This window comes from Corynebacterium sp. HMSC076G08, assembly GCF_001811515.1.
Taxonomy (GTDB): Bacteria; Actinomycetota; Actinomycetes; order Mycobacteriales; family Mycobacteriaceae; genus Corynebacterium; species Corynebacterium hiratae.
Genome location: NZ_KV805050.1, coordinates 22,768 through 35,091, shown reverse-complemented (window position 1 = coordinate 35,091; position 12,324 = coordinate 22,768). Strand labels below are relative to the sequence as shown.

Below are 12,324 nucleotides of genomic sequence, written 5' to 3'. Positions count from 1 at the left end.
GGCTAGAGGAACTTGGCAGCGTCACGCACCCGCTGGCGCGCCACGGCCGGGGTAGAAATGCGGTGCATCGACACGTACTCCGCGGTCTGTGCACCGGGAATCTCCACGGGCTCAGCAATCTCGTCCTGTACTGCGGTCTGGACCAAGATGTCGGAATACAGGCCCGGCAGCTTCTCAACATCGAGGACATAGTCGCCGCGGATCTCCTCCGGAAGCTTGGCAAGCGCACCGAAGTCGGGGAAGGTGAGGAGGAGGGCGTCGGCAGGCACCAGCGCTGCGAGCGCCCCACCGGAGGAATATCCCCACACCGTCACGCGGTTGGCCCCATGCTCGCGCGCATAATCGACGGCCGCCTGAACCGACTGAACCATCTCCGCCACGGTGTGCTCGGGCGCCAACGGATAATCCACATCAATGATCGTGGTCCCCGACAGCTGCGCCGCAGCAGCCACTTCGGGCCGCCACTGCATCTCTAGCGCCTTGCCGTCACCGCGCCACCAACCACCGGAGTGCAGCGAGACTGCCCAGCGGCCATTCTGTTCCGAAGGAACAAAGATCGCTCCGACCTCGGATTCCTCAACACGCACCCCCTCCGTGAAGGCAGTACCGGGCAGCGAGTGATCCACCGCGGAACCCAGCACCATCATCGAGGCCTGCACGATGCGATCCGGCAGCAGCGCACAGTAGCGGTCCGCCTCCGGCGAACCTCCACCGGCCCACGGCGGGCGGAAGTCCGGCAGCGGGTAGTGCACCTCCATGTAGGAGGAGAGTTGCTCGAGCTGTTTTTCCGGACTTAGTTGGTAGTCACTCATGGATCCAAGGGTACTACCAGATGGTGACGCGCTCCTCTGGGACCAATCCACCCTCGACATCAAAAGCCTCGTAGAACTCGTCGATGTTCTCGGCGATGATGTTGCAGCGGAACTCCGCCGGCGAGTGCGGGTCAATAGCCAAGTACTGCGTAGCCATCTCCGGACGAATAGCAGTGCGCCACACGCGCGCCCACGCCAGGAAGAAGCGCTGCAGACCGGTGTACTCGTGTTCGGCCAATTCAGGCTCAGCACCCTCTGCCTCAAACGGTGCGACCTGGCCGTTGATATCCAGGCCCTTGTCGGCGCAGTAGTTCTTGTAGGCCACCACGGCAATGCCCAATCCACCCAGGTCACCGATGTTCTCACCCAGGGTGAAGCTGCCGTTGACGCCTGCGGAATCAGTGCCCTCCAGTACCTTCGGCACCTGGCCTTGGAACTGATCCACCAGCTTCGCGGTCAACTTCTCGAAGGCCGCGCGGTCCTCATCCGTCCACCAAGAGTTGAGGTTGCCCTGGCCGTCATACTGCGAGCCCTGATCATCAAAGCCATGCCCAATCTCGTGGCCAATCACCGCGCCGATAGCGCCGAAGTTCTCTGCGGCATCAGCTTCTGGGTTATAGAACGGCGGGCGCAAAATAGCCGCCGGGAAGGTGATGTCATTGACCACCGGATTATAAAAAGCATTCACCGTCTGCGGGGTGGAGAACCATTCATCGCGGTCCGCCGGCTTGCCAATCTTGGCCAACTCATAATCGTGGTTCCACGCGTTGCCTGCGCGCACATTGGCCACCAAGTCCGCGCCCTTCGGCGAAAACTCCAGTTCAGAGTAGTCGCGCCACATATCCGGGTACCCAATCTTGGCCTTGAACTGGGAGAGCTTTTCCAGCGCGCGCTCGCGGGTAGCCGGGGTCATCCACTCCAGCTGCGAAATCCTCTCGCGGTAGGCGGCGGTAAGGTACTCCACCAGCTCATCCATCTCGGACTTCGAGGACGGCGGGAAGTGCTTGTCCACGAAGACCTTGCCGATTTCCTGGCCCACCATGTTTTCCGCCAACCCGACGGCGCGCTTCCAACGTGCACGCTGTTCAGTAGCACCCGAGAGCTTAGTTCCATAGAACTCGAAGTTCTTCTTACCGATCTCCTCGGTGAGGTAGGGGGCACGCGACAACAGAATGTGCCACGTAGCCCACAGTTGCCAATCCGCCATACGGCCGGCGGTGAACAGGCCCTCGAGGTGCTCAAAGTAGGACGGCATCATGGCCACCACACGGTGCTCCGGCAGTCCCCCACCCTGCAGGATGGCGCGGGTGATGTTGGGCAGCTTGGCGACGTCCACCGGGTTATACGTCTTTACCGCATCACGGGAGGCCACCACATCCCAGTGCCCTGCCGCAATTTCCTTCTCCAGGTTCACGATGCGGGTAGCTGCAACCTCCGCGCCCAGCCCGAAGAGGCGGGCGGGATCTAAGAATCCCAGCATCGCCGCAACGTGCTTCTCGTAGTCAGCGAGCGTCTGCGCGTGAGCTTCCTCGCGGTAATAAGCCTCATCCGGCAGACCTAAACCAGACTGAATAATGTAGGCCACCGCGTCCTCAGAGCCGGAGTCTTTTTCTACCCAGAAGGTCACTGGGGCACCAACGCCCTCGCGCTCCAGAACACCCAGGTTGTGCGCCAACTCCTCCGGATCAGCCGCAACCAGCTTATCCAGATCTTCGGAAAGTGGCGCCGTCCCCGCAGCATTGACTCCCTCAACGTCCATGTGAGAGGAATACACGATCCCGGGACGGCCAGCGTCTTCCTTAACGATCTCGTGGACGAGTTCCTCGGCTTCGTCGCGCAGCGCGTGGAAGGTGCCGTCGACACCGCGATCATCGGGGATAACGTGGGACTCAATCCATGGGCCATTAACAAATTGATACAGATCCTTCATGCACTTCACTCTATGTCAGAAGCACGCGTTAGTGTGGTGTGCATGACTTCTTATCGTTTTCCTCCGGCGAAGATGACGGGACCTTTCTTCGCCGTGCTCGGGGCAACCTTGCTCGTCCTTGGGTTGCCCGCTGTGTTGAGCTTGGCCTTGCCGGAGCGTGAACCTGAAATGGAAGAAGTGGTGCTCGATGACCCTGAGTGGCGCCAACCCATCGAGGGCCTTACGTGCAGCGTAAATCATGATTCCATGGCCAACCAGGCCTGGGACTGCGGCGATACCTTGGTCGAGGCCTATGTCACCGAAGGCGTCGAGGACGATGCGCTCGCCCTGCGCCGCGCCGTGCGCGCAACCAGCTTCGAGGGCATGCCGAAGAAAGAAGACGTTAAAGATGCCGGAGGCATTCTCACCCTTGAAACGGATGGCTTTATTCCGGTCTTCGCCTTCAGCGTGGCTAAAGGCGATCTCAACTATCAGATCGTCTTCTCCAATGGTGACCCGACCGACCTTGCCCAACAATTTATGGAGGCCTTCTGATGAGCAAAATCTTCCGCGTTACCTTGTGGATCATCATTGGTCTCTGCCTGCCGATTTCCCTGATTAATCTGCTCGGCGTTTTCTTCGTGGCTCCTCTGCCGGGCCTCGTTAGCTTGATCCTCGGCGTCGGTTTCTTGGCGCTGGGCCTGTTCCTGTGGAGTCGCAGTCCGATGTGGGCAAGGCCGGGGAAAGGGTGGGCGTCGGCAAGCGTGCTCTGGGGAGCCGGCGCTGCTGTGACCTTGGCGCTGCTGTCAGCCTCCCCACTGACCGACCTCTCCGTGGGCCTGGGCTGGGAGGAATCCATGATGTCCTGGGCCGGTGCTTATCCGGAAGAATTTGCCAAGGCCCTCGGCGTGGTCTTCATCCTCCTCAGCTTCCGACAGCTCAACCGGCCTTGGCACGGCTTCATCGTCGGTGCGCTCGTGGGCTGGGGCTTCGAAGTCCTGGAAAACAGCCTGTACTCCGCGATGGGTGCACTGATGCACCCGACCTCAGACTGGATCGGCATGCTCCAGATGTGGGGTCTGCGCCTTGTTGCAGGCCCGTGCCTGCACATGTGCTTCTCTGCCATCGCAGGTTTTGGCATCGGCTGGGCTATCTACGCCGCGCATAAACCATGGTGGTGGCGCCTCGGCATTGGCGTGGGCGCGCTGTTTTTCTCCTTCTGTCTCCACTTCGCGTGGAACTACATGTGGGAGGAAACCTGGCAGCTCGTTACGCAGTATGTCCTCGTGGCGCTCATCATGTACCCGACGGTCATCTACCTGGGAATCCGCGCTCACCGCCTGGCCAAGACCGACGACACCTATTCGCATTCGCCGGGCGCGGCCAGCCTGCGGTGAACTAGTCGAACTGTCCTTGCAGGACAGCCACCGCATCGAGCGGAGTCACATGATAAGAAATGGGATTCTGGTTCGCACCGGCCATGAGCGCGTGGGCGCAGGAGTGACCCGCGCCCATCATGTGGCCGAGCTCGTGGGCGATAGTGCCTTGGAGCGCCTCTGGGTACTGAGCGTTAGCGGTCTTGATGAAGAGCATCCCATGGTCCGGGTAGGCCGTACCTTGGACGTAACCGTTCGGTTCCGGCTTGTAGATGATGGCGATGGTGTCTTCATCAGCCTCGGACGGCGCTACTTCCTTAAGCGAGGCCTTCCCGTCGAGCGCGTCGTTCCACTCAGCTACCGCGGCATCGAGCTGCTCGCGGTAGGGGAAATCATCCGCCACCTTGTACTTAAGGACCCCGCTCTGGAAGTAAGAAGGAACGGAATCGGCATCGCGCAGAATAGACGGATCCGGAACGGGCTTTCCTTCATTTGCCAACTTGGTAATGGTGGCACACGTGCCTGGGGAAATAAGCGAACGGGTTTGGTCGCTCTTCGCAGTCGCTGCTGGGGCAGCGCTCAAAGCTGCAACAGCAATGGTCAAAATGGACAACGTCTTGCGCATCAGAAATACCTTTCGGGCTAGCAACTGCTTCGTTGACAGCCGAGAATATATTGATTTCTTAGCAAGCGCAAAGGTACTTCTTAGCTTATTTCCTGGTTGGTCAGCACACCTGCGACGAGCTCGGCACAGCGCGCTTCAGTTCCGCACACGCCCTATCGCGCGCATCTTGGAGGGGCGTCGGCAAGCTCGGCGCCTGCGGAGAAACCTCCACCGCACCGAGAACATCCGTCGTGAGATCCGCCGGGGAACCATAGGTATTAGCCGCCACACTATAACCCGGACCAAAAGAGGCACTCGCGTGAACTTGGCGATCATCCGACCACCCAAATTTCGTGCCGATGATGCCCGGGATTCGTGCGGTGCCAAAGTCCTGGCGGTAACCGTCGGCCGCCGTGGGCGCTGCCGTCGCCATGCCCTTCGTGATCGGCGCGGCAACCGGATCGCCAGAAATCACCCCGATGAAGCGCGTGAGATCCTCCGTCGACGTCGTGACATTTCCCCAGTAGCCGTTGTGGTGGGTCTCCCCCAGCTGATACTCACCGATGATGGAGGGAATCGCCTGCGGATATTTCCACTCTAAGTCGCTGGCAGTTCCGTCCTCAGAGAAACGAATCATGTTCTCCACGCGGGCTTTATCCTCCGGCGCGCCGTACTTCAGCACCCACATGCCGAGGTATAGCTTGGCCAGGGATAGCGCGGCGCGGGACTCATGGCCATTTCCGGTGGAGACTGAGTTTCCGTCGGCATAACGCACGGTCATCTGGGTGCGTGGTGGAACCTTTTCAGGATTGAACGTCAGGGCATGGGCGGGTGGCGCCGTGAGAGCCGCAAGAGCAAGGCCAACGATGAGCGGGGTAGGTTTCAGCACGTGCATAGATTAACTCAAGTCACAATTTTAACAATCTCTAGTGAGGGAGCATTAACCAAACATACGTCCCACTCCAGGGGACTTCCGCACGCCCCGCTTCAAGTCGGAGACCGACTGAAACCACACCTCGCCAGCATCTGTCACCTCAGTTGCCTCCCCTTTAACAACTTTTCTTCCGGGGTAGACATCGTCGAGGGTGTGGCATAAACTCGTTTTTCGAAAGGGGTTTCGAACAGTGGGGGTTCGGATCCTCTCAGTAATTCACTTAAGAAAGAGGGGGTTGCGCGTTTCGTGTCTTCCACTACAGACGTTGTTAATGCGTCCTATTTTTCTCATTCCAATCCGAATGATCCGGTCTGCGTGGCAGGTCAAGGTGTACGCCAGGCAGACTATGAATTCTGGTCCAGCGTTCTTCCCGCACTTGACGAGGACGCCGATACTGCTTGCATGCGCCTTGGGATAAAGACCGGTAAATCTGCTGGCGCGGTAGCCCGCATTATCATGGGCCTTCACCGCCTTACCGAGCTTCCTCAAGTAAAGGCTCTGCAAGATGCCAACCATTTGCTGGATTTAGCGGCTTTGATTGCTATCGATCAGGTGATGGCTAAACTAGGCCAGCCTTCAAAGGAGGTGGTCGCCGCAATTGATGCCTCATTAGCTCGGTGGTTTACCCCGACTAAGCCAAATCAGGTATTTCCCACCGCCGCGCAGATTCGCCGCCGGATACGCGACCTTGTCAAAGTGCATGATGACTCCATCGCCGTGGAGGATAAGCGCCCAAAGAATCGGTACTCCATGATGACCCGCGCCCAGCGCGCCACCCTAGAACTCGAGGTGGACAGCAGCGTCGGAATCATCATCCATGAAGCAATTAAGGCAGCAGCCGAAAAGCATGAGGTGTCCATGGCGGAAGCGCTGATCCTCCTCACTACCGGAAAGGTGGAGCCAGAAGCTGCCCGAGTAGTGCTCCACACATATAAAGCCGACGATGTAGAGGACGCCCCAGTGTACGTGGAAGGACATGGCTGGCAAGTGGGAGACATCCCGGCTCAGTCCACAACGGTAAGAGATTTGAGCACCAAGCCGGAGGCCTCTAAGAGCTACGGACCAGCCACGATGGTTCGCAAATACGTTGAAGGCCGCGATGGCACCTGCCGTGCCGCTGGCTGCGGAATGCCGGCGTGGTTGTGTCAGTTAGACCACCGGATTAACTACGCCGATGGTGGGCCAACGCATCCGGACAACATGGTGGCGTTGTGCCAGCACCACCACAATATGAAAACCGATGGACGGGCCTTTTATATCTTGGACCCTGATACCGGGGATGTGGTCTGGCTTTTTGAGGACGGAACTTGGGCAATCACAGAGCCTTCCGGGCCGCTGGCTCCTAAGCGCAAGCGCTGGGCACGGAGCATCGCACAAGATATTGAAGGATATCGCACCAGGAAGCATCGCGAGGCTCAGGAGCTTAAAGCCGAGCTAGACAAAGAACAACGAGAAGCCGCACGCCAAACAGAAAAGGCGAAGAACAAAAAATCTGAAGGCGGTGAAGAAATCCCCTTCTAGGAAGGATCCGTCGTTTACAACGACGAATGGGATAGCCGGCTCTACCCCATATCCACTAGGAGCACTCCGCCAATGATCAGCGCGACCCCTAAACCCTTAAGCCAAGTGAAAGGCTCGCGGAAAAGCATGAAGGATAAAAGAGCAGTAAGCGCCACGCCACAGGCAGTCCAGATTCCATAGGCCACACCTAGCGGTATGCCCTGACGGAGAGCCAACGACAAGAAAACATAGGAGGACACATAGGCCACGACGACCCACGCTACCCACGCCTTCTGCCCATGAACGGCCAGCATACGCAGGCCCAATGTACCGGCGACTTCGATGAGGATGGCAAGGGATAACCAGATCAAGGATCCACCTCCACGAGCGTGGTCTTCGGTTCCCTGCCGCCCATTTCAACGCAGACCACGCCGACGATGATGCACCCCATGCCCACCAACATGAGCGGCGTGAGCTGTTCGCCAAAGAGGTACGCGGACAACCCTGCGGTAAGCACCACGCCGGTTGCGCCCCAGATGCCATAGGCCGCACCCACGTGCATGCCGCAGCGCAACACTTGGTGCAGGGCGGAAAAAGCGACGACGTAGCCCGCCACCACCACGACATAGACCGCGGGGTGCTCTAGCGCCGCCTTGAGGCATAAAGTCGCCACCACCTCACTGATGATGGCAATGGTCAAAAAGAGCCAAGCGCGCACTTTCACCCTCCCAGATCCGCCGCATCCAGACCGCACTTCGAAAGGATCACGCGGTCCCCACGGTGTGGGATACCTTCTTCATCCCAATGGACTTGGGCGGCGGAAGTGTGGGCGCGGCCGGTACTGTTAACCACCCGCCACCAGGGCAGATCTGTGCTTTTCGACATCACCCAGCCCACATACCGCGGGCCGACGCCCGCCACTTTTGCGATCTCTCCGTATGTGGAGACATTGCCGGGCGGTATGCGGCGCACGACCTCCGTAACCCTAGAGTTCGATGGGTTCTTCGGGGGCATCCTCGACCTCACACAAGGTCAGAGTCGCGCCCGTGGAATCCTCGATCAGGCACAGGCGGCCGAATGGTGAATCGTGGGGCTCGCGAATGATTTTTCCGCCGTTATCCACCACAGCCTTCGCCGCTTGGTCGATATCCCGCACGCCCAGGTAGGTTTGCCAGAAACTCGGCAAGCCCTCCGCGTGCCAGAACCCGGCAAAGGCAGCGCCTTCCTCCTCTGCAACCGCGTAGTGCTCATCACCACGGATTTCCCAGTCGAAGAGCTCGCCATAAAAGTCCAACGTCGAGTGGAAATTCTCCGAGACCGTCAGCTCGTGCCATACCGGGGTCCCCGGCTCGCCGCCAGCAACGAAGCGGTCGAGCTCCGGCTGCGTCAAACCAAACATGGCACCACTGTTGTCCAGAACAAGCGCCAACGGCGCGCCTAATGCGAGGATCTTGCCGCCGAGTTGTTCTACCCGGGCGCAGTCGGCTTCCAAGTCGCGGGAAAGGAAGTACGTTGCCCAAGTGTCTTGGCCAGGGACGATCTCCGCGATCGGCAGGCCCTCCAGACGGGCAATGCCCTCTTCGAATTCCCAGCCCAACACGGCGGAATAAAACTCCTCGGAAGCCTTCACGTCGGAGCTAGCCAGAGTAATCCAGTAGGGCATTCCTACTTCTGCTTCAAAGGCGGGCATTAAAGGTTCCTCCACTTCTCCGGATCGAAGTCATCATCGGCGGTGGCCTCATCAAAATAATCGTCGTCGTCTTCGACGACGCGGGCGCAGGTGTCGGAGACGCAGATGACGTCGCCAAGCGCCAGCGTTGCACCGCGCTGCTTAGTCACTTCCCCATTGACGGTGACCTGGCCTTGCTCGATAAGTTCTTTGGCCTCACCCCCGGTGGCGACCAAGGATGCCAGTTTGAGGAACTGGCCGAGCTTGATGGATTCTCCCTTAATTGAGACTTCTAGCATGCTGACCAGCATACCCAGCGGCTGCACTGAGCAGTCCCTCCACCAGAATGATGACGCCAAGCAGGGCAAACACTACGCCACTAAAGATATCGACACTGGCGGAGTTCTTCGCCATCCACTTCGACACCGCACGAGTACACAGCGCGACACCAACAAAAATAATGAGGCTTTCTATAACCAACACAGAACCAACCGTGGCATTGGCGCTCAAGCCCATGTCCGGATCGATAAAATTGGCAAAGATAGCGCCGAAGAAAATCAGAACCTTGGGGTTGGAAAGGTCGCTGACCAGGCCCATGCGGTACGCCGTGCCGAGTCTGATGATGCCATCCGGGGTGAACCCGCGCGGTTGAGGGTTCATAGTTGCCGGTGCACGGCGCTCTTTGATGCCACCGCTGATGGCAGAAAAAGCCATCCACAGCAGATAGCTGCCGCCGGCAACCTGCAGCGCCACCAGGATTTCCGGGTGCGCCGAAATCAATGCGGTAAGCCCCGCTAGCGAAGCAACGGTCCACATCATCAAGCCGGTGGTGCTACCGATTGCGGCCCACACCGCCGCGCGCGTAGAGCGTGCACCCAAACGAATAATCTGCACCACGTCTGGTCCTGGCGAGGCCATCGCCGCGAACCACACACCCATTAAGGCCACTATGGCGCTGAATGCCATCTAACACCCCCATACTCACATGTGTTTTCACTAACGCATGCCACTATAAGAGGCGTCTCACCTGCAGCGAAACAGGTAATTTAGCTTTGCGTGCGCGGCTTAATGGTCATGGTGTCAATGTTGACGTGCTCCGGCAGCGAGGCCACCCAACGCACGGCCTCAGCGATGTCTTCTGCGGTGAGGTTGAGTTCGCCGTCATACACCTGTGCAGCACGTTCGGTGTCGCCCCGAAAACGATTGAGGGAAAACTCCGCCGTGGCTACACGGCCCGGGTCGAGTTCGGTGACACGAACGCCGTGCTCCTCGATACGAAGTGCACGGGAAATCACGCGCACACCGTGCTTAGCGGCGTTGTAGCCGGAGCCGCCCTCGTAGACGTTCCAACCGGCAACGGAGCCCATGTTGATGATGAGCCCACCCCGCAGCTTCGGCATGAGGGCTTGGATCATACGGACAGTGCCTAGGACGTTGACGTCGTACATCCACTGCCAGTCATCGATAGTGGTCTCCACGAGGGGCTCCAGGCCCTTCGCGCCACCGGCGTTGTTGACCAAGAGGTCCACGCGGTCGAGGTGGGAGACGAACTCAGCCACGGACTCGTCCGAGGTTACGTCGAGGGCGTGCGCCTCGCCGCCGATGTCCTTCGCGAGGGCCTCAAGGCGCTCTACGCGACGCGCACCGACGACAACATGCCAACCGTCGGCCGCCAACGCTCTTGCCGACGCCTCCCCGATCCCCGACGATGCTCCTGTGACGACTGCTACCTTTTCCATGCGCCCTAGGATAGGACTTCTTCCAGCTCGGCGCAGATGTTTTCGACGATCCCGGCCTTGAAATCAGCCGGGGTGAAGGTGCCATCCTTCATGTCGGTATTCAGCGAGATATCCAGCTGGGTGCGCAGCTGCTTCATGGAGAAGTTTGCCATGATGAGACGCCACGCCTCCACCGCGCGGATGCCGCCAGTGAAGCTGTAGCCCACATACGCAATCGGCTTGCCTACCCACTCGGCGCCGAGGGAATCGACGGCGTTCTTGAAAGCGCCCGGCACGGAGTGGTTGTACTCCGGGGTGACAAAGATATAGCCGTCGCAGGAATCGACAGCATCGGACCAAGCCTGCACCTGCGGATCCTCGTAATTCTTGTTTGCCGCCATAGGAATGACGGAGGTGGTGAGGATCGGAACGTCGAAGGCCTTGAGGTCAATGAGCTCGTAGTCCACGTCGCGCCCCTGAGCGAGGTCGGTGACCCACTGGGCGATGGCCAGTCCGGCGCGGTCGTCGCGGGTAGAGCCGAGGATGATGCCGATTTTCGCCATAAGGATGCCTTTCTTAATTTGTTAACACGTCAACGTCTGAGGGTACGCCGATATGTCGACGCAATCGACAAGTCATCCAGATATGTCGAAAATTCTGAAAAAAATCGACATATCTGCTCAACATGTCTATTCTTTTACCATGCCAACCTATAGCCCGGACACCCCCTACAATGAGCTTCCACCCCTCCCCCCTGCAGAAGTGGTGGAAACCGTTCCCGTGCTTAAGGCCATCATCGATGCTAAGGAAAAACTGGCTGAACTGCGTACGGCCTGCCAGCTCATCCCTAACCCGGAGATCATCACCTCAACGATTCCACTGCGTGAGGCTCGTGCTTCCTCCGAGATTGAGAACATCGTCACCACTAATGACGAGCTCTTCCGTGCGGCGTGGCACGTCGATGCCGAGCCGACTCCTGCCACCAAGGAGGCTCTTCGCTATAACGCCGCGCTCCACGCTGGACTTTCCTCACTATCGCAGCGACCTCTATCAGAAAAGACAGCAAAAATCGTATGCAGCACCCTTCTAGATACTCAGGCCGAGGTGCGTTCACTTCCGGGCACGTTTATCGGTAACCCTGTAACGAAGGAGAGGCTCTACACCCCACCTGAAGGAAGGGAGATTATCGAGGACCATCTCGCAGCGTGGGAGGACTATATATATTGCAGCCACGACGTTGATTCCCTTGTAAAGATGGCACTGCTTCACTATCAATTTGAAGCAATCCATCCTTTCTACGATGGCAATGGGCGCACTGGACGAATCCTTAACGTCCTCTACCTCATCCAAGAAGATCTTCTTGAGCTGCCGGTTTTGTACCTGTCCGGGTATATCGTCGGAAACAAAGCAGACTACTATCGCCATCTCAACGCTGTGACAGCTAAGGGAGCATGGGAAAACTGGCTTCTTTTTATGATCCGCGGCGTTCACGCAGCGGCTGCCGACGCCTCCTCGATGATTACCCAGCTTCGGGCTATCCAGGAAAACACTGCGCAACGAATACGTTCTGCGGGCGTGATTAACCATCCCCTCGAGATGGCCGAGCTCATTCTTATCAAGCCCTATGTACGCATTACTGACGTGGTAGAGACGGGCTTCGTCAAACGCCAAACCGCCAGCGCGTGGCTGGCGCATCTCGTAGATTTAGGAATCCTAGAAGAAATCCAACAAGGCCGCTCCAAGGTTTTCCTTCACCGTGCCGCTCTCGATGTTCTGACTCGAGACTAAGAGGAGGGAATAGG

At 58.5% G+C, this 12,324-nt stretch carries 16 protein-coding genes; 4 read left to right on the top strand and 12 right to left on the bottom strand.

All coding sequences use genetic code 11. The features are described 5' to 3' along the window. Nucleotides 1-2: 2 nt before the first annotated feature. Nucleotides 3-812, bottom strand: coding sequence for an alpha/beta hydrolase (locus HMPREF2806_RS07560; RefSeq protein ID WP_232745356.1), 810 nt, complete (start codon nt 810-812; stop codon nt 3-5). 13 nt (nt 813-825) lie between these two features. Next, the gene (locus HMPREF2806_RS07555; RefSeq protein ID WP_070517101.1) at nt 826-2,742 is read right to left on the bottom strand and encodes a M13 family metallopeptidase; all 1,917 of its coding nucleotides are present in this window, start codon (nt 2,740-2,742) and stop codon (nt 826-828) included. A gap of 42 nt (nt 2,743-2,784) precedes the next feature. Between HMPREF2806_RS07555 and HMPREF2806_RS07550 the strand changes: the two genes are divergently transcribed. Next, entirely contained in the window at nt 2,785-3,276 is a 492-nt protein-coding gene (locus tag HMPREF2806_RS07550) for a hypothetical protein (RefSeq protein WP_049156735.1), read from the top strand. Then, nucleotides 3,276-4,118 carry a PrsW family intramembrane metalloprotease gene (locus HMPREF2806_RS07545; RefSeq protein ID WP_070517098.1) on the top strand — a complete coding sequence of 281 codons (843 nt, stop codon included), beginning with the start codon at nt 3,276-3,278 and terminating at the stop codon, nt 4,116-4,118. Before HMPREF2806_RS07550 ends, HMPREF2806_RS07545 begins: the two co-directional genes overlap by 1 nt. A 1-nt stretch (nt 4,119) precedes the next feature. Here HMPREF2806_RS07545 and HMPREF2806_RS07540 read toward each other — a convergent pair whose 3' ends face one another. After that, nucleotides 4,120-4,722, bottom strand: coding sequence for a zinc metalloprotease (locus HMPREF2806_RS07540; RefSeq protein WP_046647030.1), 603 nt, complete (start codon nt 4,720-4,722; stop codon nt 4,120-4,122). 100 nt (nt 4,723-4,822) lie between these two features. Next, nucleotides 4,823-5,590 (bottom strand): hypothetical protein, encoded by a 768-nt coding sequence (locus HMPREF2806_RS07535; protein WP_141761672.1) that lies wholly within the window; start codon nt 5,588-5,590, stop codon nt 4,823-4,825. Nucleotides 5,591-5,881: 291 nt separating this feature from the next. Between HMPREF2806_RS07535 and HMPREF2806_RS07530 the strand changes: the two genes are divergently transcribed. After that, complete coding sequence (locus HMPREF2806_RS07530; protein WP_070517094.1) at nt 5,882-7,156, top strand: HNH endonuclease signature motif containing protein; 1,275 nt, start codon at nt 5,882-5,884, stop codon at nt 7,154-7,156. Between the two features lie 41 nt (nt 7,157-7,197). On the opposite strand, the gene HMPREF2806_RS07525 is transcribed toward HMPREF2806_RS07530, so the two are convergent. From HMPREF2806_RS07525 to HMPREF2806_RS07495, 8 genes are all read right to left on the bottom strand, one after another. Then, nucleotides 7,198-7,506, bottom strand: a complete 309-nt coding sequence (locus HMPREF2806_RS07525; RefSeq protein ID WP_046648595.1) for a DMT family transporter — start codon at nt 7,504-7,506, stop codon at nt 7,198-7,200. Next, nucleotides 7,503-7,853: a DMT family transporter gene (locus HMPREF2806_RS07520; RefSeq protein ID WP_046648597.1), complete on the bottom strand. Its 351-nt coding sequence runs from the start codon at nt 7,851-7,853 to the stop codon at nt 7,503-7,505. Before HMPREF2806_RS07520 ends, HMPREF2806_RS07525 begins: the two co-directional genes overlap by 4 nt. 2 nt (nt 7,854-7,855) lie before the next feature. After that, nucleotides 7,856-8,149 carry an MGMT family protein gene (locus tag HMPREF2806_RS13080; RefSeq protein WP_080975120.1) on the bottom strand — a complete coding sequence of 98 codons (294 nt, stop codon included), beginning with the start codon at nt 8,147-8,149 and terminating at the stop codon, nt 7,856-7,858. Further along, on the bottom strand, nt 8,121-8,825 hold the full coding sequence (locus HMPREF2806_RS07515; RefSeq protein ID WP_070517092.1) for a VOC family protein: 705 nt from the start codon (nt 8,823-8,825) through the stop codon (nt 8,121-8,123). The genes HMPREF2806_RS13080 and HMPREF2806_RS07515 overlap by 29 nt, the downstream gene beginning before the upstream one ends. Beyond that, nucleotides 8,825-9,103, bottom strand: a complete 279-nt coding sequence (locus tag HMPREF2806_RS07510) for an RNA-binding S4 domain-containing protein (protein WP_046648682.1) — start codon at nt 9,101-9,103, stop codon at nt 8,825-8,827. The genes HMPREF2806_RS07515 and HMPREF2806_RS07510 overlap by 1 nt, the downstream gene beginning before the upstream one ends. Further along, the gene (locus tag HMPREF2806_RS07505) at nt 9,084-9,770 is read right to left on the bottom strand and encodes a LysE family translocator (protein WP_046648600.1); all 687 of its coding nucleotides are present in this window, start codon (nt 9,768-9,770) and stop codon (nt 9,084-9,086) included. Before HMPREF2806_RS07505 ends, HMPREF2806_RS07510 begins: the two co-directional genes overlap by 20 nt. 80 nt (nt 9,771-9,850) lie before the next feature. Beyond that, nucleotides 9,851-10,543, bottom strand: a complete 693-nt coding sequence (locus HMPREF2806_RS07500) for an SDR family oxidoreductase (RefSeq protein WP_046648602.1) — start codon at nt 10,541-10,543, stop codon at nt 9,851-9,853. Nucleotides 10,544-10,548: 5 nt separating this feature from the next. Then, complete coding sequence (locus HMPREF2806_RS07495; protein ID WP_070517090.1) at nt 10,549-11,085, bottom strand: NADPH-dependent FMN reductase; 537 nt, start codon at nt 11,083-11,085, stop codon at nt 10,549-10,551. An 82-nt stretch (nt 11,086-11,167) separates the two neighbouring features. Between HMPREF2806_RS07495 and HMPREF2806_RS07490 the strand changes: the two genes are divergently transcribed. Further along, on the top strand, nt 11,168-12,310 hold the full coding sequence (locus HMPREF2806_RS07490) for a Fic family protein (RefSeq protein ID WP_049156716.1): 1,143 nt from the start codon (nt 11,168-11,170) through the stop codon (nt 12,308-12,310). Nucleotides 12,311-12,324 lie beyond the last annotated feature (14 nt).

Bases quoted from the DNA above. Each gene is read 5' to 3' on its own strand.
- HMPREF2806_RS07540 (WP_046647030.1), bottom strand. From the start codon at position 4,722: ATGCGCAAGACGTTGTCCATTTTGACCATTGCTGTTGCAGCTTTGAGC.
- HMPREF2806_RS07545 (WP_070517098.1), top strand. From the start codon at position 3,276: ATGAGCAAAATCTTCCGCGTTACCTTGTGGATCATCATTGGTCTCTGC.
- HMPREF2806_RS07490 (WP_049156716.1), top strand. From the start codon at position 11,168: ATGTCGAAAATTCTGAAAAAAATCGACATATCTGCTCAACATGTCTAT.
- HMPREF2806_RS07495 (WP_070517090.1), bottom strand. From the start codon at position 11,085: ATGGCGAAAATCGGCATCATCCTCGGCTCTACCCGCGACGACCGCGCC.
- HMPREF2806_RS07555 (WP_070517101.1), bottom strand. From the start codon at position 2,742: ATGAAGGATCTGTATCAATTTGTTAATGGCCCATGGATTGAGTCCCAC.
- HMPREF2806_RS07505 (WP_046648600.1), bottom strand. From the start codon at position 9,770: ATGGCATTCAGCGCCATAGTGGCCTTAATGGGTGTGTGGTTCGCGGCG.
- HMPREF2806_RS13080 (WP_080975120.1), bottom strand. From the start codon at position 8,149: ATGCCCCCGAAGAACCCATCGAACTCTAGGGTTACGGAGGTCGTGCGC.
- HMPREF2806_RS07550 (WP_049156735.1), top strand. From the start codon at position 2,785: ATGACTTCTTATCGTTTTCCTCCGGCGAAGATGACGGGACCTTTCTTC.
- HMPREF2806_RS07500 (WP_046648602.1), bottom strand. From the start codon at position 10,543: ATGGAAAAGGTAGCAGTCGTCACAGGAGCATCGTCGGGGATCGGGGAG.
- HMPREF2806_RS07515 (WP_070517092.1), bottom strand. From the start codon at position 8,825: ATGCCCGCCTTTGAAGCAGAAGTAGGAATGCCCTACTGGATTACTCTG.
- HMPREF2806_RS07510 (WP_046648682.1), bottom strand. From the start codon at position 9,103: ATGCTAGAAGTCTCAATTAAGGGAGAATCCATCAAGCTCGGCCAGTTC.
- HMPREF2806_RS07560 (WP_232745356.1), bottom strand. From the start codon at position 812: ATGAGTGACTACCAACTAAGTCCGGAAAAACAGCTCGAGCAACTCTCC.